Annotated in this window: 9 protein-coding genes; 7 read left to right on the top strand and 2 right to left on the bottom strand. The window is 69.9% G+C overall.

What is annotated here, in order from left to right; genetic code table 11:
* Positions 1-100: 100 nt before the first annotated feature.
* The 3 genes from ACFQ0E_RS02255 to ACFQ0E_RS02245 all read left to right on the top strand — a co-directional run bounded on the left by ACFQ0E_RS02255 (position 101) and on the right by ACFQ0E_RS02245 (position 2134).
* Complete coding sequence (locus ACFQ0E_RS02255; protein ID WP_386824003.1) at positions 101-1321, top strand: D-alanyl-D-alanine carboxypeptidase family protein; 1221 nt, start codon at positions 101-103, stop codon at positions 1319-1321.
* Between the two features lie 44 nt (positions 1322-1365).
* Positions 1366-1668 carry a hypothetical protein gene (locus ACFQ0E_RS02250; RefSeq protein WP_386822074.1) on the top strand — a complete coding sequence of 101 codons (303 nt, stop codon included), beginning with the start codon at positions 1366-1368 and terminating at the stop codon, positions 1666-1668.
* Between the two features lie 85 nt (positions 1669-1753).
* Entirely contained in the window at positions 1754-2134 is a 381-nt protein-coding gene (locus tag ACFQ0E_RS02245) for a VOC family protein (RefSeq protein WP_386822073.1), read from the top strand.
* A gap of 7 nt (positions 2135-2141) precedes the next feature.
* Here ACFQ0E_RS02245 and ACFQ0E_RS02240 read toward each other — a convergent pair whose 3' ends face one another.
* Positions 2142-2459, bottom strand: a complete 318-nt coding sequence (locus tag ACFQ0E_RS02240; protein ID WP_386822072.1) for a hypothetical protein — start codon at positions 2457-2459, stop codon at positions 2142-2144.
* Positions 2460-2470: 11 nt separating this feature from the next.
* Positions 2471-3817, bottom strand: coding sequence for a tryptophan--tRNA ligase (locus tag ACFQ0E_RS02235; protein WP_386822071.1), 1347 nt, complete (start codon positions 3815-3817; stop codon positions 2471-2473).
* 155 nt (positions 3818-3972) lie between these two features.
* Between ACFQ0E_RS02235 and ACFQ0E_RS02230 the strand changes: the two genes are divergently transcribed.
* From ACFQ0E_RS02230 to ACFQ0E_RS02215, 4 genes are all read left to right on the top strand, one after another.
* The gene (locus ACFQ0E_RS02230) at positions 3973-4818 is read left to right on the top strand and encodes a hypothetical protein (protein ID WP_386822070.1); all 846 of its coding nucleotides are present in this window, start codon (positions 3973-3975) and stop codon (positions 4816-4818) included.
* A 436-nt stretch (positions 4819-5254) separates the two neighbouring features.
* Positions 5255-10441, top strand: coding sequence for an amino acid adenylation domain-containing protein (locus tag ACFQ0E_RS02225; RefSeq protein ID WP_386822069.1), 5187 nt, complete (start codon positions 5255-5257; stop codon positions 10439-10441).
* A 190-nt stretch (positions 10442-10631) separates the two neighbouring features.
* A complete protein-coding gene (locus tag ACFQ0E_RS02220; protein ID WP_386822068.1) occupies positions 10632-15707 on the top strand; it encodes an amino acid adenylation domain-containing protein in 5076 nt (1691 codons plus the stop codon).
* A gap of 103 nt (positions 15708-15810) precedes the next feature.
* Complete coding sequence (locus tag ACFQ0E_RS02215) at positions 15811-25635, top strand: non-ribosomal peptide synthetase (RefSeq protein ID WP_386822067.1); 9825 nt, start codon at positions 15811-15813, stop codon at positions 25633-25635.
* The last annotated feature ends 39 nt before the right edge of the window (positions 25636-25674 follow it).

Here is a 25674-nt window from a genome sequence, read left to right as displayed (position 1 = left end):
TTTCACCGTGCGATCCGACAGAATGCTTGTCCGACCTTGATGATCGAACGGCCCCGCGCCGTTCCGCTGGAGTAACAAATCGATGAAACACCCGCTTGCGATGCGCAGACAGGCGAAACTCCTGATCGCCGGCCTCTGCGCCACGCTGCTCGTCGGCACCGTCCTCGCCCAGACCGCGCCGGCCCCGCAGGCCACGTCCCCGAAGCCCGCCCTCGCGCCGCCGCCGCTGGCCGCACCGCCGGCACCCAAGCCGGTCAGCGCCAAGGCTTGGCTGCTGATGGACGACGCCACCGGCAAGATCCTCGCCGGCGAGAACATCGACACGCGCCTCGAACCGGCGAGCATCACCAAGGTCATGACCTCCTACGTGCTCGGCGCCGAACTGGCCGCCGGCCGGATCAAGGCCAGCGACAGCGTCACCATGACCGAGAACGCCTGGCGCACCGGCGGCGCCGGCACCGACGGCAGCTACAGCGGCTTCGAGGTCAACAAGTCCGCGCCGCTGACCGAGATGGTCAAGGGCATGGCCATCCAGTCCGGCAACGACGCTGCGATCGCCCTGGCCGAGCACACCGCCGGCAGCGAGGCCGCCTTCGCCGACCTGATGAACCAGTACGCCGCGCGCATCGGCCTGAAGAACACCCGCTTCGCCAACGCCACCGGCCTGTCCGCGCCGAACCACTATTCCACCGCGCGCGATCTCGCGCTGCTCGGCCGCGCGCTGATCCGCGACTACCCGGAAGAGTACGCGTACAACAAGATCCGCGAATTCACCGTCGGCCCGATCACCCAGCGCAACCGCAACCTGCTGCTGTGGCGCGACGAGACCGTCGACGGCATGAAGACCGGCCACCACTCCGGCGCCGGCTATTGCCTGCTGTCCTCGGCCAAGCGCGGCGACCAGCGCCTGATCGCCGTGGTCATGGGCGCGGCCAGCGAAGAAGAACGCGCGGTCGATTCGCTGGCGCTGCTCAACTGGGGTTTCCGCTTCCACGAAACCCACCGTCTCTACCAGGCCGACACCGCCATCGCGACGCACAAGGTCTGGAAGGGCAAGACCGACGAAGTGAAGCTCGGCGTCGCCGTGCCGCTGCTGGTCAGCACCCCGCGCGGCCGCTATGCCGACCTCAAGCCGCAGATGGACGTGCCGAAGGTGCTGGAAGCGCCGATCAAGGCCGGCGCCGTGATCGGCACCGTGCGCGTGATGCTCGACGGCCAGGTCGTCGTGCAGGCGCCGCTGGTCGCTGTCGAAGGCGTGCCCGAGGCCGGTTTCTTCAAGCGCCTGTGGCACGAATTCCTGATGTGGTGGGACTCGGTCTGAGCGTGATCTGACCCACCGGCGCGACGCACGACGAGGCGACGACCATGGACCCCGGTGAATTCCTCGCGCTGATCGTCGCGCCGGACGCGCCAGAGCAGACGCAGTTCGAGCGCGTCGCCGCCTTCACCCGCGACGCGGATGAGGCGATGCTCCGTGAAGCGCTGGGCCGCGCCGGCCTGCACCCGTTCTATCGCGACCTGCTGACGCAGGTCCTGCACCTGCGCGAGCTGGAAGAGATCGAGCACGAACGCGAGCAGCAGCGCGAACGCCTGCGCCTGTTGCAGGAAGGCGACCCGGCACGGCAGGAGAAGGGCCAGGAGCCGCCGCGTCGCAGGCGCGTGCGCTGAAGAGCGATTCCGGCGGCATCGACTGCTGACACCGGTGGGTCCCACCGGGGGTAAGCTGCGGGCATTCCCGTCACGGAGGTCCGCCATGGCCCATCGCAGCCGCCTCGCCGGTTTCATCATCGACTGCCAGACCGACGACCTCGACGCCGCCGCACGCTTCTGGAGCGACGCGCTCGGCCTGCCGGTCGGCGAACTGTCGCCGGAGGAATCCGCGACCTACGCCAAGCTCGACGACGCTCCCGGCGGGCTGCACGTCGAAGTGCAGGCGGTCTCGCACCCGTCGCGCGTGCACCTGGACATCGAAACCGACGACATCGAAGCCGAGGTGCATCGCCTCGAAGCCCTCGGCGCGAAACGCATCCGCGTCGTCCACACTTGGGTGGTGATGGAAGCGCCCACCGGCCAGCGCTTCTGCGTGGTACAGATGAAGCACCCGGAGCGTGGCGCCGCGCCGAATGCGTGGTGAGGCGGGATCAGCGGTCGGTGCGTCGCCGCAGCCACGCACGGCGGACGAAGAACGCGGTGGTCATCGCGGCGAGGAACACGCCGTAGCCCAGCGAGGTGGCGAGCACCTGCGGCCACATGCGGCCGTACGAGCGATCGGCGATGTCCTGCGACCAGTGGATGCTCCACAGGAACGCGGCGGTCGACAGCACCAGTGCGGCGAGGTCGAACAGCACGCGCGCGACGTGGCGCGGCTGGCGCGGATAGACCCAGTACAGCACGCCGAGGATCAGGAACCACGGCAGGAACAGGATCAGGGCAAGGTTGAGTTCGGCGAAGGCGTTCATGTCGTGCGACCTCAGCCGGCCTTCGCCTGTTCGCGTGCGTCCTCGGCGCGCTTCAGCGCGTCGAGCGCTTCACTGGCGCGCGCGGCATCGGCGCCGGGTTCGAGCACGGCGTTCGCTTCGGCCAGCGCAGCGGCGCCTTCGCGCTTGAAGCGCGCGACCCAGGCGCCGGCGTCCTTGGGATTGTCGAAGCCGATGCTCTGCAGCAGCACGTCGTCGCCGTCGGCGAGCTTGAAATGGAACTTGCCGTCCTTCTCGCGGTACTGCTTGATCTGCGGCGTCGCGGCGGCCTTGTGCGATTCGGCGGCGACCTCGGCCGGCATCTTCGACAGGTCGCGCAGGCCCACGGCTTCGCGCAGCTGGCGCATGAACGGCGTGCCGAGACGTTCGCGCGCGGTGCGTGCGCCGTCGAGCAGCTGCTGTTCGATCAGCGCCGGCTTCGCCATCAGCGTTTCGTAGCGATCACGCAATGGCGCGATCTCGGCGTCGACGCGATCGAACAGCTTCTGCTTCGCATCGCCCCAGCCAATGCCGTCGGCGAAGGCTGCGCGCATCGCGTCGGTTTCCTCGGCGTTGGCGAAGGCCTGGTAGAGCTGGAACAGCGCCGAGCCCTCGGTGTCCTTGGCTTCGCCGGGCATGCGCGAGTCGGTGACGATCGAGAAGATCAGCTTCTTCAGCTGCTCGCGCGGCGCGAACAGCGGGATGGTGTTGTCGTAGCTCTTCGACATCTTGCGGCCGTCGAGGCCGGGCAGGGTGGCGACGTGTTCCTCGATCATCGCCTCGGGCAGCACGAAATACTGTTTACCCACCGGTTCGCCATACAGATGGTTGAAGCGCTGCGCGAAGTCGCGCGCCATCTCGATGTGCTGGATCTGGTCGCGGCCCACCGGCACCTTGTGCGCGTTGAAGATCATGATGTCCGCGGCCATCAGCACCGGGTACATGAACAGGCCGGCGGTGATGCCGTGGTCTTCCTGCTCTTCGAGGCCCTCGGCGCGGTTGCGGTCCACGGCGGCCTTGTAGGCGTGGGCGCGGTTGAGCAGGCCCTTGCTGGCGACGCAGGTGAGGAACCAGGTCAGCTCCGGGATCTCGTGGATGTCGCTCTGCCGATAGAACCACACCCGGTCGTTGTCCGGCTGCAGGCCGCAGGCCAGCCAGCTCGCGGCGATCTCCAGGGTCGAGCGCTGCACCTTGGCCGGGTCCTGCACCTTGATCAGCGCATGCAGGTCGGCGAGGAAGTAGAAATTCTGCGTGCCGGGCGTGCGGCTGGCTTCGACGGCGGGACGGATCGCGCCGACGTAGTTGCCCAGGTGCGGGGTGCCGGAGGTGGTGATGCCGGTGAGGATGCGGGTGACGGTCATGGGCCAGCACGGGGGAAGCGGAAGCAGGCCGGGCAGTTTACCCGTGGCTGAACATCGCCGCCTGCGGTCCGGGGCCCGGTCAAACCCCATCCATCCAGGCGGGCGTTGAATGACAGTGTCCGAACCGGACACCCACCCACCGCCGGAGTCCTCCCATGCTGCGCGCCACCGCCGTTCTGCTCACCGCGCTCCTCGCCACCACCGCCTGCGGCACCTCGCGCGCGCAGTCGCTGGTGGACATCGACCTCATCGACCGCGACACCGGGCAGTGGCTGCCCGAGTACCGCCACCGCAGCCAGACCTGGGTGCCCGGCGTCCCCGGACACCGCTACAGCGTGCGCCTGACCAACACCACCGGCGAGCGCGTGCTCGTGGTCCTGTCGGTCGACGGCGTGAACGCGATCAGCGGCGAAACCGCCGGCACCGGCCAGGCTGGCTACGTGCTCGGCCCCTGGCAGAGCACCGAGATCGCCGGCTGGCGCAAGTCGCTGCAGGACGTGGCCCAGTTCTACTTCACCGACCTGCCCGACAGCTATGCCGCCCGGACCGGTCGTCCGGACAATGTCGGCGTGATCGGTGTGGCCGTCTTCCGCGAGCGCAGCTACCCGCGCCCGTACTACGAACCGGCACCGATCGCCCGCGAACAGGACGATTACGATCGCAGCCGTCGGGACCAGGCCGGGCGCGCCGAGAAGGCGGCCCCGGCAGCTCCGGCGGCACGCGGCGCCCGCGAAGCCTCCTCGGCCGATGCCTACGGCGGCGTCGGCCAGGGCATCGGCACCGGCCACGGCGACCGCGAGTGGTCGCCGGTGAACCGTACCGAATTCGTCCGCGCCAGCCGCACGCCCACCCAGGTCGCCCAGATCCGCTACGACGATGTGCCGAATCTGGTGGCAATGGGGGTGATGCCGCGCCCGTACGAGTGGGATCGCCGCCGCCGGCCGGCCGGTCCGCAGGCCTTCCCGGGCGGTTTCGCAGCAGATCCCCCGGGTCGCTGGTAATCCATCACGGTTTCATCCGCCATCTTCCCCGAGACGGGCCGGCCATGCCGGCCCGTCGTCGTTGGGGGATTCCTTGTCGCGACAGTTGTGCCAGTATTTGCGCTGCCATCGATCACAGAATGACGACGACGCGAGTCATGCTCGAAGGCCGTCGGGACGGAGTCCCGCCGAAGCAAGGAGACGTGCTGTGGCCAGAGTTGCCGGAAGAGGGGGCAGGGATCGACCGTCGCGAGGACGGTCGCAGGGGACGGGCTTATCCCGTCGCTGGCCCGTGATGCCAATCGGTATCCAGGACATCGGAACAACGCGAAGGCGCGACGCGCGGCATTGACCGCGTCGCGACTCGTGGCGTGGACGCGTGTCCGGGGAGGACGCGCGAGGTCGCTCGCCTGATCGGCGATCGACGGGGAAGGGAGCGGGCGACCCGAAGGTGCCCGTGGCACATATCGAACAGGAGTGGAGCAGGATGCAGTTGATCGGCGAAGACAGGGGAGCGGCGCGTGCCGCCGGAGCAGCGCACCGGGCGTTCGAACGCCATGCCGCGGAACGGCCGCAGGCACTGGCGCTGGTGCACGGGGATGTGCGGATGGATTACGCCACGCTCAACCGACTGGCGAACCAGCTGGCGCACCGTTTGATCGCGCTGGGGGTGGGCCCGGACGACCGGGTCGCGCTGTGCATGCCGCGCGGACCGGGAATGGCGGTCGCGGTGCTGGGGGTGCTCAAGGCCGGTGGCGCTTACGTACCGCTGGACCCGGCGCATCCGACGGAGCGCCTCGCCTACATGCTGCAGGACAGCCAGCCGCGCGCGCTGCTGACCGAGACGCGCCTGCGCGACCTGCTGCCGCCCTGCGATGCGCCGGTCCTGGCGCTCGATGACGATCCGGTGCTGGCGACACAGCCCGTGCACGACCCGGAGGTCGCGACGCTGTCGGCCGACCGCCTGGCCTACGTGATCTACACCTCCGGTTCGACCGGCCGTCCCAAGGGCGTGATGGTTCCGCACGCGGGCGTCCTGCATTACCTCGCCCATGCCGTGCCGAACTACCTCCGCGACGACGTGCGCGGCGGCCTGGTGGCGACCTCGCTGGGCTTCGACGCCACGGTGACGACGCTGCTCGCGCCGTGGCAGGCCGGCAAGACGGTCGTGCTGCTGGACGAGAACCCGCAGCGCTGCCTGGAACAACTGCAGGCGTATTGCGCGGGATCCGAGCCGTGGCTGTTCAAGCTGACCCCGACCCATCTGGATGCCTTGTCCGCGCTTGAGGGCGCATCACCTTCGCCGACGCGGCATCGCGTGGTGGTGGGCGGCGAGCAGTTCACGCGGCGCACGCTGGCGCGCTTCCGTGCGTGCGTGCTGCCGCAGGCGGTCGTCGTCAACGAATACGGCCCGACCGAGACGGTGGTCGGCTGCACGACGTACACCAGCGACGGCGCGGCGCAGGACGACCTGCCGACGATCGACGGCATGCCGCTCGACAACGTGCCGATCGGCCGCGCCATCGAGGGCATGCAGGTTCATCTGCTCGGCGCGGACCTGCAGCCGGTGGCGCCCGGCGAGATCGGCGAACTGTTCATCGGCGGCGCGGGCGTGACGCGCGGCTACCTCGGGCGCCCCGAACTGACCCGTGAACGCTTCGTGCCCGATCCGTTCTCGACGGCGTCGGGCGCGCGGATGGACGCGCGGATGTATCGCAGCGGCGACCTGGCGCGCGCACTGCCGGACGGCACGCTGGAGTACCTCGGCCGCAACGATTTCCAGGTGAAGCTGCGCGGCTTCCGCATCGAACTGGGCGAGATCGAGTCGGTCCTGGCGGAGCAGTCCGGGGTGGCCGAGGCGGTGGTGCTCGCGCGTCCGGATGCCTCGGGCGAAAAGCAGCTGGTGGCCTGGTATCGCCCGGCCGGCGAAGGCGTGACCGCGTCGGCGTTGTGCGATGCGCTGACGCGCGTGCTGCCGGCGTACATGGTGCCCTCGGCCTACGTGGCGGTGCGCGACTGGCCGCAGACCGTGAACGGCAAGCTCGACCGCGACGCGTTGCCCGCGCCTGCGGCGGAGGACTACCCGTCGGAAGCCTATCTCGCGCCGGAAGGTGCGACCGAAACGACCTTGGCCGGGCTGTGGGCGGAGCTGCTCAAGCGCGAGAGGATCGGCCGCGACGACCGCTTCCTGCGCATCGGTGGCGATTCGCTGCGGCTGATCCAGCTGGCCTCGCGCATCCGCGCCGTGTTCGGCGTGTCGCTGCCGATCCATGCGCTGTTCAAGCCGATGTCGCTGGCCGAGATGGCGCGCGCGATCGAGGCCACGGCGGCTTCGGCGGCGGATGCGGGCGAAGCCCCGGGCGTGGACGATTCCTTCGATCGCTGGACGCGGCCCGAAGCGGGTCTGCCGGCGCGTCCACCGCTGTCGTACCAGCAGTACGGGCTGTGGCTGCTGGAGCAGCTGACCTCGACGTCGATCGCGTACAACGCGCAGAACGTGGTGCGTATCCGCGGTCGCTTCGACCCGGTGCGTTTCGGTCGCGCGATCGAACACCTGGCGCAGCGCCACGAGATCCTGCGCACCACCTTCCATGCCGGTGAGGACGGCGAGCCCTACCAGCAGGTGCATCCGGTCGCGGAGGGCATGTTCGAGTATCTGGAGGCGGCGTCCCCGTGGGACGAGGAGACGACCACCGCGTTCGTCCGCAGCCAGGTGCTGCGCAGTTTCGACCTGGCGCAGCTGCCGCTGGCCAAGTTCACCCTGGTGCGGCTGGCGCCGGAGGAATACCTGCTGGTCCAGGTCGAGCAGCACTACGTGCACGATGGCTGGAGCATCAACCTGATCCTGCGCGAGCTGCTGGCGATCTACGACGCGATGGGTCGCGGCGAAGCGCCGCCGCTGGAGCCGATGGCCGTCCAGTTCGGCGACTACGCGACCTGGCAGCGCAGCGAAGCCGCGGCTGCGCGCTTCCGTCGCCAGGCCCGCTACTGGAAGGACAAGCTCGCCGGCGCCGCGCTGCAGCTGCCGATGATCACCGACCGCCCGCGTCCGGCGGTGCCGAGCTATCGCGGTGGCCAGTTGCGCATCGAGCTGCCCGAGGCGCTGGCCTCGGCGCTGCGCGCGTTCTGCCAGCGCGAGGGCTTCACGCTCTACGCCACGATGCAGGCGATGTTCCAGCTGACGATCTCGCGTTACGCCGGCTGCGAGGATTTCGTGATCGGCTCGGCCGTGGGCAACCGCGTCACCCAGCGCAGCGAAGGCCTGGTCGGCATGTTCGTGAACATGGTGCCGGTGCGCTGCACGCTGTCGGGCGACCTGACCGCGCGCGGCCTGCTCGATCGCGTCACCGCCGACCTGGCCGAAGCCTACGACCACCAGGAAGCGCCGTTCGAGTGGGTGGTGCGCGAAGTGCAGCCCGAGCGCGACGCCGGCCGCAACCCGTTGTTCCAGGTCGCCTTCAGCTCGCACAACTCGGTCGGTCCGCGCCTGAAGTGGCCGGAGTTCGAGCTGGACATCCACGAGGCCTACAGCAACGGCACCTCGAAGTTCGATTTCGACGTGATCATGATCCCGCGCACGCGTCACGACCCCGATGGCGTGACCATGCTGTGGAGCTACGCGGCCGACCTGTACGACCGCGAGACGATCGAGGGCATCTGCCGCACCTACCTGCACCTGCTCGCCACCTGCATCGCCGACCCTGACCGCCGCCTGGCACGGTTCGAGGCCTGCGATCCGCAGGCGCGCGCGCGCATCCTGGCGCTGGCCGATGCCGCGCGCGAAACAGCGGATGCACAAGCGGGCGATCTGCTGCCGGTGCACGCGCGGTTCGAGGCCCACGCGGCGCGCGCGCCTCAGGCACTAGCCGTGAGCTGCGATGGCGAGTCGCTCGACTACGGCACGCTCAACGCACGCGCCAATCGCCTCGCGCACTGGCTGCGCGCGCAGGGCGTCGCACCGGACGCGCGGGTCGCGATCTGCACCGAGCGCAGCGTGGCCGCGATCGAGGCGATGCTTGCGGTGCACAAGGCCGGCGGCGGCTACCTGCCGCTCGACCTGTCGTATCCGGTCGATCGCCTGGCATACGTGCTGTCCGATGCACGGCCTGCCGTGGTCCTGGCCGATGCGCCCGGACGCGCGCTGCTGGCGCAGGCGCTGGCGGATGTCGACCCCGCGTCGCGGCCGCGCATCGTCGATCTGCAGGAGGACGCATCGCAGTGGGCCGAGCTGTCCGCGCAGGATCCGGACCGTGCCGAAATCGGTCTGCGCCCGGATCACCTGGCCTATGTCATCTACACCTCCGGCTCGACCGGACAGCCCAAGGGCGTGATGGTCGAGCATCGTCAGCTCGATCGCCTGTTCGCGACCGAGGGATCGTGGGGCGGCTTCCATGCCGACGACACGATCACCGCCAGCCATTCGTTCTCCTTCGACTACTCCGTCTGGGAAATCTGGAGCGCGCTGAGGCATGGCGCGCGGCTGGTGGTGGTGCCGCGCGACGTGGCGCGGTCGGCCGACGACTTGCATGCGCTGCTGTGCCGCGAAGGCGTGACCGTGGCCGCGCAGACCCCCGGCGGCCTGCGCACGCTGATCGAAGCGCAGGCCGCGAGCAGCGAGCGCCACGCGCTGCGCCTGCTGCCGTTCGGCGGCGACAGCTTCGATGCCGCGATGTTCGCGCCGTGGTTCGCCGATCCGCGCAACGCGGGCACGCGTCTGGTGCAGCTCTACGGCATCACCGAGACCACGGTGGTGTCGACCTGGCGCGAAATGGTGCCGACCGACGTCCATCGCGACGGCCCGAACTCGATCGGCGTCGGCTACGACGACACGCCGCTGTACGTGCTCGATCCTGAGCGCCAGCTCTGCGCCTTCGGCGTTGCCGGCGAGCTGTACATCGGCGGCGCGGGCGTGAGCCGCGGCTACCTCGGACGCGAGACCTTGACCGCCGAGCGCTTCATCGACGATCCGTTCCGACCGGGCGGACGCCTCTACCGCTCCGGCGACCTCGCACGCATGCATGCGGACGGCAGCCTGGATTACCTGGGACGCAACGATTTCCAGGTGAAGTTCCGCGGCTACCGCATCGAACTGGGCGAGATCGAGTCGCGCCTGGCCGCGCTGCCGGGCGTGCTCGACGCGGTGGTGCTCGCGCGTCGCGACGGCAGCGATCCGGCGCAGAAACTGGTGGCGTACTATCGGGCCGCCGATGGCATCGAAATACCGGCCGACGCGCTGCGCGGCGGGCTGCAGGGCGCCCTGCCCGAGTACATGCTGCCGTCCGCGTTCGTGGCCGTGGCGGCGTGGCCGCTCACCGCCAACGGCAAGCTCGATCGCGCCGCGTTGCCCGCGCCGGGCGCGGACGACTTCGACGCGGGCGCCGCCTACGTCGCGCCGCGCACGCCGGTGGAAGAGGCCATGGCGGAGATCTGGGCGCGCCTGCTCGGCCTGGAGCGCGTCGGCGTGCAGGACAACTTCTTCACGCTCGGCGGCCACTCGCTGCTCGCGACGAAGCTTGCGCTGGAGACCCGCGAGGCCCTGGGCATGGACGTGAGCCTGCGCGACCTGTTCGAAGGGCCGACGATCGAGCGCCTGCTCGACGTGGTGTTCTCCCGGATGGCGTCCGAAATGGCGGAGATGGCATGACAAGGCGCGGTTTGTCGTAAGGGGTGCCGTGACCGGGCCGTCGCAGTGCGGCCCGGCGGCCACCACGCGGAAGCGCAACCACGCCGGCGCATGCGCCCGGCGCGCGGAGTTCGTGGAACGCAGATCAACCACACGGAGCAGGACCATGGATCCAACACGGCATGATGCCGTCGGGACCGGAGCATCCCGGATGGAGAATTCGCAGGTCGTCGCCCTCCACCGGCGGGTGGAAGCCTGGGCGGCGCGCGAGCCGTCGCGTGCGGCGGCGGTGTGCGGCGAGGATCGCCGCGATTACGCGACATTGAATGCGCAGGCGAACCGGCTGGCGCGGCGGCTCCGCGCGCTGGGCGTGGCGCCGGAGCGCAACGTGGGCCTGTGCATGGCGCGCGGCGTGGGCATGCTCGAAGGCCTGCTGGCGGCGCTGAAGGCCGGCGGCGCCTACGTGCCGATGGATCCGGAGTATCCGGCCGAACGCCTGCGCGCGATGGTCGAGGACGCCGCGCTTGCGGTGGTGCTGACCGATGCGGCGGGACGCACGGCGATGGCTGCGGCACTGTCGGGCCTGCAGGACGCACCGGCATGCGTGTCGCTGGAGGACGCTGCGGACTGGGCCGGCGAACCTGCGGAGAACCTCGACGACACGGACGAAGCGACGGTGTCCTCGCGTCGTGCCTACGTGATCTACACCTCCGGCTCGACCGGCCGGCCGAAAGGCGTGGAAGTCGAACATGCGGCCGTAATGCACCTGTGGCGTTCGCTCGATGCCGTGCTGCATCCGCAGGGCGGCGATGCGGCGCGACCGCTGCGCGCGGCGATGAACGCCTCGCTGTCGTTCGACGTGTCGGTGCAGGGCTGGAGCCGCCTGCTCAGCGGCGACTGCGTGGTGATGGTGCCGCAGGCGGCGAAACAGGACCCCGAGGCGATGCTGTCGCTGCTGGAGGCCGAGCGCGTCGATCTGTTCGACTGCACGCCGTCGCAGCTGGGCGGGCTGCTGGACGCGGGCCTGCAGCGCCGCGACTCGCTGCATGGATTGACCGTGGTGGTGGCGGGCGAAGCGATTCCGGCCGCGATGTGGCGGTCGATGGCATCGAGCACGACGCAGCGGTTCTTCAATGCCTACGGTCCGACCGAGGCGACGGTGTACGCGACGGCGATGGTGATCAACGACGCGGGCGATGCACCGCGGATCGGCGTGGCGCTGCCGGGCGTGCGGATCGGCGTCTTCGACGAGGCGCTGCGTCCGGTCGCCGACGGCGAGAGCGGCGAACTGCTGATCGCCGGCGACGGCCTGGCGCGCGGCTACCTGGCGCGTCCGGAACTGACTGCCGAACGCTTCGTCGCGATCGACGGCGAGCGCTGGTATCGCACCGGCGACCTCGGCCGCGTGCTGGCGGACGGGACCATCGAGTACCAGGGCCGCAACGACTTCCAGGTGAAGGTGCGCGGCTTCCGCATCGAGCTGGGCGAGATCGAGTCGGTACTGTCGAGTCTGCCGGGCGTGCGCGATGCGGTGGTGCTGGCGCGCGACGAAGCGGGCGACAAACAGCTGGTCGCATACGTGCGCGGCGATGCCGAGGCGACGGTGCCGTCGGCACTGCGCGAAGCGCTGTCGACGCGGCTGCCCGGTTTCATGGTGCCGTCGGCCTACGTGCGCGTGGAGGCATGGCCGCAGACGGTGAACGGCAAGCTGGACCGTGCGGCGCTGCGCGCGCCGTCGGCGGAGGACTATCCGTCGGAGGCGTATCGTGCGCCGGAGGGCGAGGTGGAGACCGGCCTGGCGGCGCTCTGGTGCGAACTGCTGCGGCGCGAGCAGGTGGGCCGCGACGACTGCTTCCTGCTGCTCGGCGGCGACTCGCTGCGGCTGATCCAGCTCTCGTCGCGGATCCGCCAGCGTTTCGGCGTATCGCTGCCGATCCATGCGCTGTTCCGGCCGATGACGCTGGCGGAGATGGCCGGCGCGATCGCGCAGGCTCGCGCCGGCGACGACGCGATGGGCGCCGCAGATGAGGGTGGCTTCGACAAGGCGAGGATCGAGCCGATGTCGGCTGGACGCGCTCCGCTCTCCTACCAGCAGTACGGTCTGTGGCTGCTCGAACAGCTGACGTCGACCTCGACGGCGTACAACGCGCAGAACGTGATCCGCATCCGCGGTCGATTCGACGCCGATCGGTTCGGCCGCGCGATCGCGGTGCTGGCCGAGCGCCACGAGATCCTGCGCACGACCTTCCACGCCGGCGCGGACGGCGAACCCTACCAGCAGGTGCATGCCTCGGCACCGGGCATGTTCGAGTACCGCGAGCCGGAGGGCGGGCTGGACGAAACCGGGATCGCGGCGCTGATCGAGTCGCAGGTGTTCCGCAGGTTCGATCTCGCGCAGCTGCCGCTGGCGAAATTCACGCTCGTGCGCCTCTCCGCGGACGAACACCTGCTGATCCAGGTCGAGCAGCACTACGTGCACGACGGCTGGAGCATGAACCTGATCCTGCGCGAACTGCTGGCGATCTACGACGCGATGGGCCGTGGCGAAGCGCCGGACCTGCCGCCGATGGTCGCGCAGTTCGGTGATTACGCGAACTGGCAGCGCAGCGAGGCAGCGGCCGCGCGTTTCCGCCGCCAGGCGCGCTACTGGAAGGACAAGCTCGCGGGTGCCGCGCTGCAGCTGCCGATGATCACTGACCGGCCCCGGCCTGCAGTCCCCAGTTATCGCGGTGGCCAGGTGCGCGTCGAATTGCCGAAGGCGCTGGTCTGCGAACTGCGCGCGTTCTGCCGTCGCGAGGGCGTGACCCTGTACGCCGCGATGCAGGCGGTGTTCCAGCTGACGATCTCGCGCTACGCCGGCTGCGACGATTTCGTGATCGGGTCGGCCGTCGCCAATCGCGTCGCGCGCCGTGCCGAAGGCCTGGTCGGCATGTTCGTGAACATGGTGCCGGTCCGCTGCAACCTGTCCGGCGATCCGAGCTACCGGACCCTGCTCGACCGCGTGATGGCGGATCTCGCCGAAGCCTATGACCACCAGGAAGCACCGTTCGAGTGGGTGGTGCGCGAAGTGCAGCCCGAGCGCGACGCCGGCCGCAATCCGCTGTTCCAGGTGGCCTTCAGCTCGCACAATTCGACGGGACCGCGCCTGGCGTGGCCGGAGTTCACGCTCGACATCCACGAGGTGTACAGCAACGACACCTCGAAGTTCGACTTCGACGTGATCATGATCCCGCGCGCGCGCCACGATCCCGACGGGGTGACGATGCTGTGGAGCTATGCGGCCGACCTGTACGACCACGGCACGATCGAAGGCATCGCACGGACCTACCGGCACCTGCTGGCCGCGTGCATCGCCGATCCGCACCGGCCGCTGGCCGCCTTCGAGGCCTGCGATCCCGATGCGCGCGCGCGCCTCCTCGCGTTCGGCGCGGACGTGCGCGAATACGACCGCAGCACGCCGATCCATGCCCGCTTCGAGGCGCAGGCCGCGCATGCCCCGGATGCGATCGCGGTGAGCTGCGGCGACGACGCATTGCGATACGGCGCGCTCAATGCCCGCGCCAATCGTCTCGCGCACTGGCTGCGCGCGCAGGGCGTCGCGCCGGAAAGCCGCGTCGCGATCTGCATGGAGCGCGGCATCGGCGTGGTCGAATCGGTGGTGGCCGTGCTCAAGTCCGGCGGCGGCTACGTGCCGCTGGATCTGTCGTATCCGGCGGACCGCCTCGCCTACGTGCTGGCCGATGCGCGGCCGACGCTGGTCCTGGCCGATGCCGCCGCGCGACCGCTGCTGGCCGAAGCGCTTGCGGATGTCGTGGCCGACGGGCGGCCGCGCATCGTCGACATCGATGACGATGCCGGTCTATGGGCCGCGATGCCGGAGACGAATCCGGATCCCGCGGCCGTCGGCCTGCGCCCGGATCATCTGGCCTACGTGATCTACACCTCCGGTTCCACCGGCGAGCCGAAAGGCGTGATGGTCGAGCACCGGCAGATCGATCGCCTGTTCGCGACTACGGCCTCGTGGTCCGGTTTCCGTGCCGACGACGTGGTCGCGCTGTTCCACTCGTTCGCCTTCGATTTCTCGGTCTGGGAGATCTGGGGCGCGCTGCGCCACGGCGGCCGTCTCGTGGTGGTGCCGCGCGACGTGGCGCGTTCGGCGGATGCGTTCCACGACCTGTTGTGCCGCGAGCGCGTGACTCTGATCGACCAGACGCCCGGCGCGCTGCGCGCGCTCATCGAAGCGCAGGCACGCAGCGACGACCGGCATGCGCTGCGCACGCTGATCTTCGGCGGCGAGGCGCTGGACGCGAAGATGCTCAAGCCGTGGTTCGCCGATCCGCGCAACGCGGCGACGCGGCTGGTCCAGGTGTACGGCATCACCGAAACCACGGTCATTTCGACCTGGCGCGAGATGACCGTGGCCGACACCGACCACGAAGGCCCGAGCCCGATCGGCGTGCGCTACGACGACGTCAGCCTCTACGTGCTCGATCCGCAGGGACAGCTGTGTCCGTTCGGCGTGGTCGGCGAGATCCACATCGGTGGCGGCGGCGTCGCGCGCGGTTATCTCGACCGCGATGCGCTGACCGCCGAACGCTTCGTCGCCGATCCCTTCCGCCCGGGCGAACGTATCTATCGCTCGGGCGACCTGGCGAGGATGCGCACGGACGGCAGTCTCGAATACGTCGGCCGCAACGATTTCCAGGTGAAGGTGCGCGGTTACCGCATCGAACTGGGCGAGATCGAATCGCGACTGGCCGCACTGCCGGGCGTGCGCGATGCCGTGGTACTGGCGCGACAGGACGCCGGCGATCGCGCCGCGCGGCTGGTCGCGTATTACCGCGTCGAGGGTGACGGCGCGCCGGACCTGCCGGACGCGCTGCGCCAGGGGCTGCAGCGCCAGCTGCCCGAATACATGCTGCCCTCGGCCTACGTGCAGGTGGACGGCTGGCCGCTGAACGCCAACGGCAAGCTGGACCGACGCGCATTGCCGGCGCCGGATGCGGGCGACTTCGGCGGACGCGCCGCCTACGTCGCGCCGCGCACCCCGATCGAAGAAGAGATGGCCCGCATCTGGTCGCAACTGCTCGGCGTGGCGCAGGTCGGCGTCCACGACAACTTCTTCGCGCTCGGTGGACATTCGCTGCTCGCCACGCGACTGGCGATGGCCACGCAGGATGCCCTGGGCGTCGACGTGAGCCTGCGCGACCTGTTCGAGGGACCGACGATCGAACGCCTGCTCGACGTGGTGTTCTCACGGATCGAGCAGGAAGACCTCGTGGAGTAGTCGTGCCCGCCCGATGCGTCGGGCGCGTCGCGTCATCGCAATGTGCGACATCGCCGGCCGCGTACGCGCGCGCCGGCGGCAATCGGATCGAAGGGAGCAATAGATGTTCACGAAAGACATGCTGAGCCGGATGACGCCCGACCAGCTTCGAGCGATGCGACGCAAGTCGGACGAGATTCCGCGCCAGCCACGCGATGGCCGTGCGCTGCCGGCGTCGTTCGCGCAGCAGCGGCTGTGGTTCATGGCGCAGGGGCCTTCGGATGCCTATCCGATCTCGCGCGCGACCGAGTTGCACGGCCCGCTCGACCGCGACGCGCTGGCCTGGGCACTGGGTCGGCTGGTCGCGCGCCACGAGAGCCTCCGCACGCGGTTCGAAGCGGTCGACGGCATGCCGATGCAGTGCATCGAGGACGCGACGTGCTTCGCCATGGCCGAGGACGATCTGTCCGCACTGACCGGCGATGCGGCGCGCGCGGCGCTGGCGAAGCTGCAGCACGACGAAGCCGCGCAGGGCTTCGACCTCGGCCGTGCGCCGTTGCTGCGCGCGCGCCTGGTACGCATGGCGGAGACGCGTCACGTGCTGCTGCTGACCGTGCACCACATCGTGTTCGATGGCTGGTCGATGGCCGTGTTCCTGCGCGAACTCGATGCGCTGTATGCCGCGCGCCTGCGCGGCGAGGACGATCCGCTGCCGCCGCCTGCGCTGCAGTACGCCGACTATGCCGTCTGGCAGCAGTCGCGCATCGACGACGCGCGCATGGACGCCTCGCTGGCCTACTGGCGCGAGACCCTGCGCGGTGCGCCGGTGCTGCTTGAGCTGCCCGCCGACCGTCCACGTCCACCTCGCCAGGATTTCCGCGGCGACTGGATGCCCCTGCGCCTCGATCCGGCGCTTGCCTCTGACCTGAAGGCGTTCGCGCAGCGTGAAGGCGTCACCCTGTACATGCTGATGATGTCGGCATGGGCCGCCCTGCTGTCGCGCCTGAGCGGACAGACCGACATCGTCGTCGGCGCGCCGGTCGCCGGGCGCGATCGCCAGGAACTGCAGGACATCGTCGGCTTCTTCGTCAACATGCTCGCGATCCGCGTGCAGGTCGAGGGCGATGCGCGCACGCTCGCAGCGCGCATGCGCCACGCCATCCTTGCCGCGCAGGACCACCAGGACGCGCCGTTCGAGCGCGTGGTCGAGCAGGTCAACCCACCGCGCAGCGTTTCGCATGCCCCGCTGTTCCAGACCGCCTTCTCCTGGCAGGGCAAGGTTTCCGATGGTCTGCGCCTGCAGGGCGTGCACGCCGTGCCGCTGCTCCAGCCGCACACCGTGTCGAAGTACGACTTCATGCTCAGCCTCGGCGAAACCACGGACGGCGCGGTCGAAGGCGAGATCGAATACGCCACGGCGCTGTTCGATGCGGCGACGGTGCGCCGCTTCATCGGCTACTTCGAGCGCCTGCTGCGCGGCATGGTCGCCACGCCGGAGGTCGCACTGGCCGACCTGCCGATGCTCGACGATGCCGAACGCACGCGCCAGCTGCGCGACTGGAACAGGACGCAGGCCGCATGGACGCCCGGCTTGCTGCAGGACGGCTTCGAGGCGCAGGCGCGACGCACGCCCGACGCCGTCGCGCTCGCGCATGGCGACGCGACGCTGACCTATGCCGATCTCGACGCGCGCGCCAATCGGCTGGCGCATCGGCTGCGTGCGCTCGGCATCGCGCCCGATGCGCGCGTGGGTATCGCGATGCCGCGCGGCATCGATCTGGTGGTCGCGATGCTGGCGGTGCTCAAGGCCGGCGGCGCCTACGTGCCGCTGGATCCGGCGTATCCGCCTGAGCGCCTGGCCGGCATCCTCGACGATGCCGCACCCGTCGCCGTGCTCGCCACCGGCACCGGCATCGACGTGCTGCGCCGCATCGCCGAGTCGCATGTCGCGCCGCTGCCGCCCTGCATCGACCCCGTGGCCGATGCCGCCGTGCTCGCCGCGCTGCCGTCGACCGCGCCGGCGCGCGACGACATCGGCCTGTCGCCCGCGCACCTGGCGTACCTGATCTACACATCGGGTTCGACCGGCAAGCCCAAGGGCGTGGCGATCGAACATCGCCAGGCGTCGAACTTCATCGACTGGGCCTTGCGTTCGTTCGATGGCGACGAACTGGCCAACGTGCTGTTCGCGACCTCCATCAACTTCGATCTGTCGATCTTCGAGTGCTTCGTGCCGCTGTCGGCCGGCGGGCGCGCGACGGTGGTCGAGAACGCACTGTCGCTGCTCGATGCCGCGCCGCCCGTCACCCTGATCAACACCGTGCCATCGGCGATCGCCGAACTGGCCGCCGCCGGCGCGATCCCGCCGAGCGTGCGCACCATCAACCTCGCCGGCGAGGCGCTGCGCCGCGAACTCGGCGAGCGCCTGCTGGCGCTGGAGCACCTGCACCGGCTGTGCAATCTCTACGGCCCGTCGGAAACCACGACCTACTCGACCTGGGTGTCGATGCGGCCGCAGGACGGTTTCGCCACCCACATCGGCGGACCGGTCGGCAACACCCGGCTGTACATCCTCGATGCGCAGCGCCGGCTGCTGCCTGCCGGTGCGATCGGCGAGCTGTACATCGGCGGCGCGGGCGTGGCGCGCGGCTATCTCGGTCGCGACGATCTCAGCGCGGAGCGTTTCCTCGATGATCCTTTCGCTGCCGGCGACGACACGGCGCCCGACGGCCGCACGCCGCGCATGTACCGCACCGGCGATCTCGCGCGCTGGCGCGACGACGGCACCATCGAATACCTGGGGCGCAACGACTTCCAGGTGAAGATCCGCGGCTTCCGCGTGGAACCGGGCGAGATCGAGACGCATCTCGCCACCTGTCCGGGCGTCCGCGAAGCGGTGGTCGTGGCGCGCGAGGACGCGCAGGGCGTGCGCAGTCTGGTCGCGTACTGCCTGGTCCATGCCGCTGCGGATCAGGACGCCTTCGATGCCGGCGTCGTGCGTGCCGCGCTGGCGCGCGTGCTGCCCGCGCACATGGTGCCGTCGGCGTTCGTCGCGTTGGCGCAATGGCCGCTCACCCCGAACGGCAAGCTCGATCGCGGAGCGCTGCCCGCGCCGGTGCTGGAAGCGGTCTCCGCAGCCGATCGTGCGCTGCCCGAGACGCCGCAGGCGCAGGCCATGGCCGCGATCTGGCGCGACGTGCTGCGCGTGCCGGAAGTGGGTCTGCACGATGACTTCTTCGCGCTCGGCGGCCATTCGCTGCTCGGCGCGCGCCTGATCGCGCGCGCGCGCAGCGCGTTCTCGGTCGAAATGCCCCATACCGCGCTGTTTTCCGCGCCGACCATCGAGACCCTGCTGGCGCTGGTCGAGGCGCGCCTGCACGACGACAGCGAAAGCGCCAGGACGCAGACGCGCGACGCGATCAGCAGGATGACGCCCGAACAGTTCAAGGCGATGCGACGCAGGACGAACACCATCGCGCCGCGTGCGCGCGACGGCCGCGACGTGCCGGCCTCGTTCGCGCAGCAGCGATTGTGGTTCCTCTCCGGTCATTCGAACGGGCTCGATGCCTACCTGCTCGCGCAGGCCACCGAACTGCGCGGCGTGCTGGATCGCGACGCCCTGCAATGGGCGCTGGACCGCATCGTCGAACGCCACGAAGCGCTGCGCACGCGTTTCGAAGCGGTCGATGGCATGCCGATGCAGCGCTTCGACCTGCCGCCTGCGTGCCCGCTGGCCTGGCGCGACCTGTCCGCGCTCGATCCCGACGCAGCGCAGGCCGCGCTGCAGGATCTGCAGAACGAGGACATGACGACGCCGTTCGACCTCGGACGCGGCCCCCTGCTGCGCGGCGTCCTCGTGCGGATGGCGGCGACACGCCACGTGCTGCTGCTGACGATGCACCACATCGTGTCCGATGGCTGGTCGCTGGGCGTGTTCGCGACGGAGCTGGAAGCGCTGTACGCCGCGCGCCTGCGCGGCGAAAGCGACCCGCTGCCGCCGCTGCCGGTGCAGTACGCCGACTACGCCGCGTGGCAGCGCGAGCGCCTCTCCGGCGAGCGGCTGGCCCGGGAAGCGACGTTCTGGCGCGAGGCCCTGCAGGGCGCGCCGGCGCTGCTGGAACTGCCGACCGACCGTCCGCGCCCCGCTGTGCAGGACCATCGCGGCGACTGGGTCGAGGTCTGCCTCGATCCGGCGCTGTCCGCATCGCTCAAGGCCTTCGCCCTGCGCGAGCGCAGCACGCTGTACATGATCGTGCTGGCGGCGTGGGTCGCGACGCTGTCGCGTCTGTCGGGGCAGGACGATCTGGTCGTCGGCACGCCCGTGGCCAACCGCACGCGCAGCGAGATCCAGGGCCTGATCGGCTTCTTCGTCAACACGCTGGCGATCCGCATCGGCGTGGAAGGCGCATCGTCTGTGGCGACCTTGCTCGATCGCGTGAAATCGGCGGTGCTGTCCGCGCAGGACCATCAGGACCTGCCTTTCGAGCAGGTGGTGGAGCAGGTGAACCCGGTGCGCAGCCTGTCGTATTCGCCGCTGTTCCAGACCGTGTTCGCCTGGCAGAACAACGAATCCGGCGACCTGCGCTTGCCCGGGATCGAGGCCTCGCACATCAAGCAGCCGCACGCTGTGTCGAAGTTCGACCTCACCCTGAGCCTCGGCGAACGCGAGGACGGCGCCATCGCCGGCCTGGTCGAATTCGCGACCGCGCTGTTCGATGTCGCGACCGTGCGTCGCTGTTTCGACTGCTTCGAGCGCGTGCTGCACGCCTTCATCGCCGACACGACGCAGCCGGTGGACCGCCTGCCGCTGCTGGGCGATGCGCAGCTGCGCGAGGTGACCGAGACCTTCAACGCCACAGCGCATGATTTCGGTTCGTGGCGCCCGGTGCACGCCTGCTTCGAGGCGCACGCGGCTTCGCATCCGCAGGCGCAGGCGCTGACCTGCGGCGACGTGGAACTGACCTATGCCGAGTTGAACGCGCGTGCCAACCGCCTTGCGCACTGGCTGCGGGCGCAGGGCGCGGTCGCCGAGTCGCTGGTTGCGGTGTGCATGCAGCGTTCGGAGTTCGCGATCGAAGCGGTGCTGGCGGTGATGAAGTCCGGTGGCGCCTACGTGCCTGTGGATCCGAACTATCCGCAGGAACGCGTGGCCGAGATGTTGGCCGACGCCGCGCCGGTGCTGGTGCTGACCGATGCGGCGAGCCGCGCGGATGTCGAAGCGGCGCTGGCGTCGGTGGGTGTGGCCTCGCGCCTGGTCGCGGTGGATGCCGACCGCGCGCAGTGGTCGGACGCCGCGTCGACCGACCTGCCGGTCGAGCAGACCGGCGTGCACGTCGACTCGCTGGCCTACGTGATCTACACCTCGGGCTCGACCGGCAAGCCCAAGGGCGTGGCCTCGCGTCACGGCGGTCCGAGCGCGCTGATGCACGCGCTGCGCGAGCCGTTCGGCCTGGACGAGACCACGCGTGTGCTGCAGTTCGCCTCGTTCAGCTTCGACGCGTTCGTGCTGGAGTGGGTGATGGCCTACGGCTTCGGCGGCTCGCTGCACCTGGCCGGACCGGAGGACTCGCTGCTGGGCGAGGGGCTGGAGGCGTTCGTGGTGAAGCAGCGGCTGACGCACTGCTTCCTGACCCCCACGCTGCTGTCGTCGCTGCCGGAGACGGCACGTCTGGAGACGATGCGGCTGCTGAGCTGCGGCGGCGAAGCGGTGCCGTCGGCGGTGTATCGCAAATGGCACACAGGCAGGAAGTTCTTCAACGCCTACGGCCCGACGGAGACGACGGCGCTGAGCATCGTGCAGCACTGCACGCCGGAACTGGCGGCGGGCGAGCGGCTGCCGATCGGCCGTCCGCTGGCGAACGAGCGGGTGTACATCCTCGACGCGCACCGCCAGCCGGTGCCGGTGGGCGTGACGGGCGAGTTGTACATCGGCGGCGCAGGCGTGGCGCGAGGCTACCTGCACCGTCCCGAGCTGACGGCGGAGCGCTTCGTGGACAGCCCGTTCGTGGCCGGCGAGCGGCTGTACCGCACCGGCGACCTGGGGCGCTGGCGGCCGGATGGTCTGATCGAGTACCTGGGCCGCAACGACTTCCAGGTGAAGATCCGCGGTTACCGGATCGAGCTGGGCGAGATCGAGTCGCGGTTGTCGTCGCAGCCGGGGGTGAAGGAAGCGGTGGTGCAGGCGGTGCCGGGCGCGGACGGCCTGCCGCGTCTGGTGGCGTACATCGAAGCCGTGGAAGGTGTCGAGGTGGATGCAAACGCGCTGCGCGCGGCGCTGCAGTCGCAGCTGCCGGAGTACATGGTGCCGACGGCGTACGTGGCGATGACGGCGTGGCCGTCGACGCGCAACGGCAAGCTGGACCGTTCGGCGCTGCCGCTGCCGGAGGCGGCGTCGCTGGGCGGCGGCAGCGAGTATGTCGCCCCCGAAACGCCGCTCGAAATCGAACTGGCCGCGATCTGGTGCGAAGTGCTGGGCGTGCCGGCGATCGGCCTGCGCGACGACTTCTTCGCCTTCGGCGGGCATTCGCTGCTCGGCGTCCGCCTCGTGGCCCGCATCCGCGACCGGCTCGGCCTGGAATTGCCACAGAATGCGTTGTTTGCCACACCCACCATCGAACGGATGATCGGGTCATTGGCCGCCTCGCTGGGTCTGGGCGGAACCGGCGACGACGATCGCGACATGACGCCAGCCCGCGAACAGCTCGAACGTCTCACCCCCGAGCAACTGCGCGCGCTGCGGCGCAGGCGACAGGGCATCCCGCTCCTGCCGCGCGGCGGTCGCAGCCTGCCGGCCTCGTTCGCGCAGCAGCGGCTGTGGTTCCTGTCGCGCATGTCGGGAGCGATCGACGCCTATCACGTCCCGCTCGTCACCGAGCTGCGCGGCGCCCTCGACCATGACGCCCTGCGCTGTGCGCTGGACTGCATCGTTGCCCGTCACGAGGCGCTGCGCACGCGGTTCGAGGCCGTCGATGGCGCGCCCTGCCAGCGGATCGATCCCCCCGCACCGTTCGCCCTGCCGCTGGAGGACCTGTCGGGCCTGGCGGCCGATGCCATCGATGCGGCGCGGGATGCGGCCATCAGGGTCGAGGTCGAGGCACCGTTCGATCTCGAACATGGCCCGCTGTTCCGGGGGCGCCTGCTGCGTCTCGAGGCCACCCGGCATGTGCTGCTGCTGACGATGCATCACATCGTCTCCGACGGCTGGTCGATCGGTGTGCTGACGCGGGAGCTGCATGCGCTGTACGCGGCGCGGCTGCGCGGGGAAGACGATCCGCTGCCGCCGCTGCCGGTGCAGTACGCCGACTACGCCGCGTGGCAGCGCGAGCGCCTGAGCGGCGAGCGCCTGGCGCAGGAAGGCGCGTACTGGCGCGATGCGCTGCGCGGCGCGCCGGCGCTGCTGGAACTGCCGGCCGACCGCCCGCGTCCTGCCGAGCAGGACTTCCGCGGCGCCAGCCTGCCGCTGCGCATCGAGCCGGCGCTGGTGGCGCGCTTGAAGGCCATGGCCGGTACGCGCAGCATGACCCTGTACATGCCGCTGATGGCGGCGTGGACGCTGCTGATGTCGCGGCTGTCGGGTCAGGACGACGTGGTCGTCGGCACCCCGGTCGCCAATCGCGGACGCAGCGAGATCGAAGGCCTGATCGGCTTCTTCGTGAACATGCTCGCCATCCGGGTGCCGCTCGACGACGCGCCTGATGTCCAGACGCTGCTCGAACGCGTGCGCGTCGCCGTGCTGTCGGCGCAGGACCACCAGGACCTGCCGTTCGAGCAGGTGGTGGAGCAGGTGAATCCTGCGCGCAGCCTGTCGTACTCGCCGCTGTTCCAGAGCGTGTTCGCCTGGCAGAACAACGAGGGCGGCGAACTGGCGTTGCCGGGTGTTGCGGCGACGATGCTCGATCCGGTCGGGATGACGGCGAAATACGACCTGACCCTGAGTCTTGCCGAGCGCAGCGACGGTGCGGTGAGCGGTTCGATCGAGTACGCGACATCGCTGTTCGACGCCGCGACGGTGTCGCGCTTCGCCGGCGCCTTCGTGCGCCTGCTCGAAGGGCTGGCCGGCGACACGACGCAGCCGGTGGACCGTCTGCCGCTGCTGGGCGATGCGGAACTGCGCGAGGTGACCGAGACCTTCAACGCCACCGCACATGATTTCGGTTCGTGGCGCCCGGTGCACGCCTGCTTCGAGGCGCACGCGGCCTCCCATCCGCAGGCGCAGGCGCTGACCTGCGGCGACGTGGAACTGACCTATGCCGAGTTGAACGCGCGTGCCAACCGCCTCGCGCACTGGCTGCGCGACGAAGGCGTGCGCACCGAGTCGCTGGTTGCGGTGTGCATGCAGCGTTCGGAGTTCGCGATCGAAGCGGTGCTGGCGGTGATGAAGTCCGGCGGCGCCTACGTGCCGGTGGATCCGAACTATCCGCAGGAACGCGTGGCCGAGATGCTGGCCGACGCCGCGCCGGTGCTGGTGCTGACCGATGCGGCGAGCCGCGCGGATGTCGAAGCGGCGCTGGCGTCGGTGGGTGTGGCCTCGCGCCTGGTCGCGGTGGACGCGGACTGCGATGCATGGTCGTCGGCGGCTTCGACCGACCTGCCGGTCGAGCAGACCGGCGTGCACGTCGACTCGCTGGCCTACGTGATCTACACCTCGGGCTCGACCGGCAAGCCCAAGGGCGTGGCCTCGCGTCACGGCGGTCCGAGCGCGCTGATGCACGCGCTGCGTGAACCGTTCGGCCTGGACGAGACGACGCGTGTGCTGCAGTTCGCCTCGTTCAGCTTCGACGCGTTCGTGCTGGAGTGGGTGATGGCCTACGGCTTCGGCGGCTCGCTGCACCTGGCCGGACCGGAGGACTCGCTGCTGGGCGAGGGGCTGGAGGCGTTCGTGGCGAAGCAGCGGCTGACGCACTGCTTCCTGACGCCGACGCTGCTGTCGTCGCTGCCGGAGACGGCACGTCTGGAGACGATGCGGCTGCTGAGCTGCGGCGGCGAAGCGGTGCCGTCGGCGGTGTATCGCAAATGGCACACAGGCAGGAAGTTCTTCAACGCCTACGGCCCGACGGAGACGACGGCGCTGAGCATCGTGCAGCACTGCACGCCGGAACTGGCGGCGGGCGAGCGGCTGCCGATCGGCCGTCCGCTGGCGAACGAGCAGGTGTACATCCTCGACGCGCACCGCCAGCCGGTGCCGGTGGGCGTGATCGGCGAGTTGTACATCGGCGGCGCAGGCGTGGCGCGAGGCTACCTGCACCGTCCCGAGCTGACGGCGGAGCGCTTCGTGGACAGCCCGTTCGTGGCCGGCGAGCGGCTGTACCGCACCGGCGACCTGGGGCGTTGGCGGCCGGATGGTCTGATCGAGTACCTGGGCCGCAACGACTTCCAGGTGAAGATCCGGGGTTACCGGATCGAGCTGGGCGAGATCGAGTCGCGGCTGTCGTCGCAGCCGGGGGTGAAGGAAGCGGTGGTGCAGGCGGTGCCGGGCGCGGACGGCCTGCCGCGTCTGGTGGCGTACATCGAAGCCGTGGAAGGTGTCGAGGTGGATGCAAACGCGCTGCGCGCGGCGCTGCAGTCGCAGCTGCCGGAGTACATGGTGCCGACGGCGTACGTGGCGATGACGGCATGGCCGTCGACGCGCAACGGCAAGCTGGACCGTTCGGCGTTGCCGCTGCCGGAGGCGGCAGCGCTGGGCGGCGGCAGCGAGTATGTCGCTCCCGAAACGCCGATGGAGGAAGTACTCGCCGGCCTCTGGAGCGAACTGCTGGGCATCGAGCGCATCGGCGTGCACGACCGCTTCTTCGACCTCGGCGGCCATTCGCTGATGGCGATGCGGCTGCTGGCTGCGGTGCAGGACACCTTCGGCTTCAGCCTCCCGCTGAAGACCTTCTTCGAGGCACCCACCATCGCCGACATGGCGCGCGCGCTGCTGCCGGAGGACGAGGCCGCCGGCGTCCACTGAGCCGGCCAGGTCCCGTCCGCAAGGCCTCGTTCTCGAAAA

The organism is Lysobacter brunescens (assembly GCF_042677005.1).
Taxonomy (GTDB): Bacteria; Pseudomonadota; Gammaproteobacteria; order Xanthomonadales; family Xanthomonadaceae; genus Lysobacter_I; species Lysobacter_I brunescens.
The sequence above is the reverse complement of the archived record's forward strand: the minus strand, read 5'-3'. Positions and strand labels throughout refer to the sequence as shown.

Excerpts from the sequence above, each read along its gene's own strand:
- ACFQ0E_RS02255 (WP_386824003.1), top strand. The coding sequence starts at position 101 with ATGCGCAGACAGGCGAAACTCCTGATCGCCGGCCTCTGCGCCACGCTG.
- ACFQ0E_RS02220 (WP_386822068.1), top strand. The coding sequence starts at position 10,632 with ATGGAGAATTCGCAGGTCGTCGCCCTCCACCGGCGGGTGGAAGCCTGG.
- ACFQ0E_RS02240 (WP_386822072.1), bottom strand. The coding sequence starts at position 2,459 with ATGAACGCCTTCGCCGAACTCAACCTTGCCCTGATCCTGTTCCTGCCG.
- ACFQ0E_RS02215 (WP_386822067.1), top strand. The coding sequence starts at position 15,811 with ATGTTCACGAAAGACATGCTGAGCCGGATGACGCCCGACCAGCTTCGA.
- ACFQ0E_RS02250 (WP_386822074.1), top strand. The coding sequence starts at position 1,366 with ATGGACCCCGGTGAATTCCTCGCGCTGATCGTCGCGCCGGACGCGCCA.
- ACFQ0E_RS02235 (WP_386822071.1), bottom strand. The coding sequence starts at position 3,817 with ATGACCGTCACCCGCATCCTCACCGGCATCACCACCTCCGGCACCCCG.
- ACFQ0E_RS02245 (WP_386822073.1), top strand. The coding sequence starts at position 1,754 with ATGGCCCATCGCAGCCGCCTCGCCGGTTTCATCATCGACTGCCAGACC.
- ACFQ0E_RS02230 (WP_386822070.1), top strand. The coding sequence starts at position 3,973 with ATGCTGCGCGCCACCGCCGTTCTGCTCACCGCGCTCCTCGCCACCACC.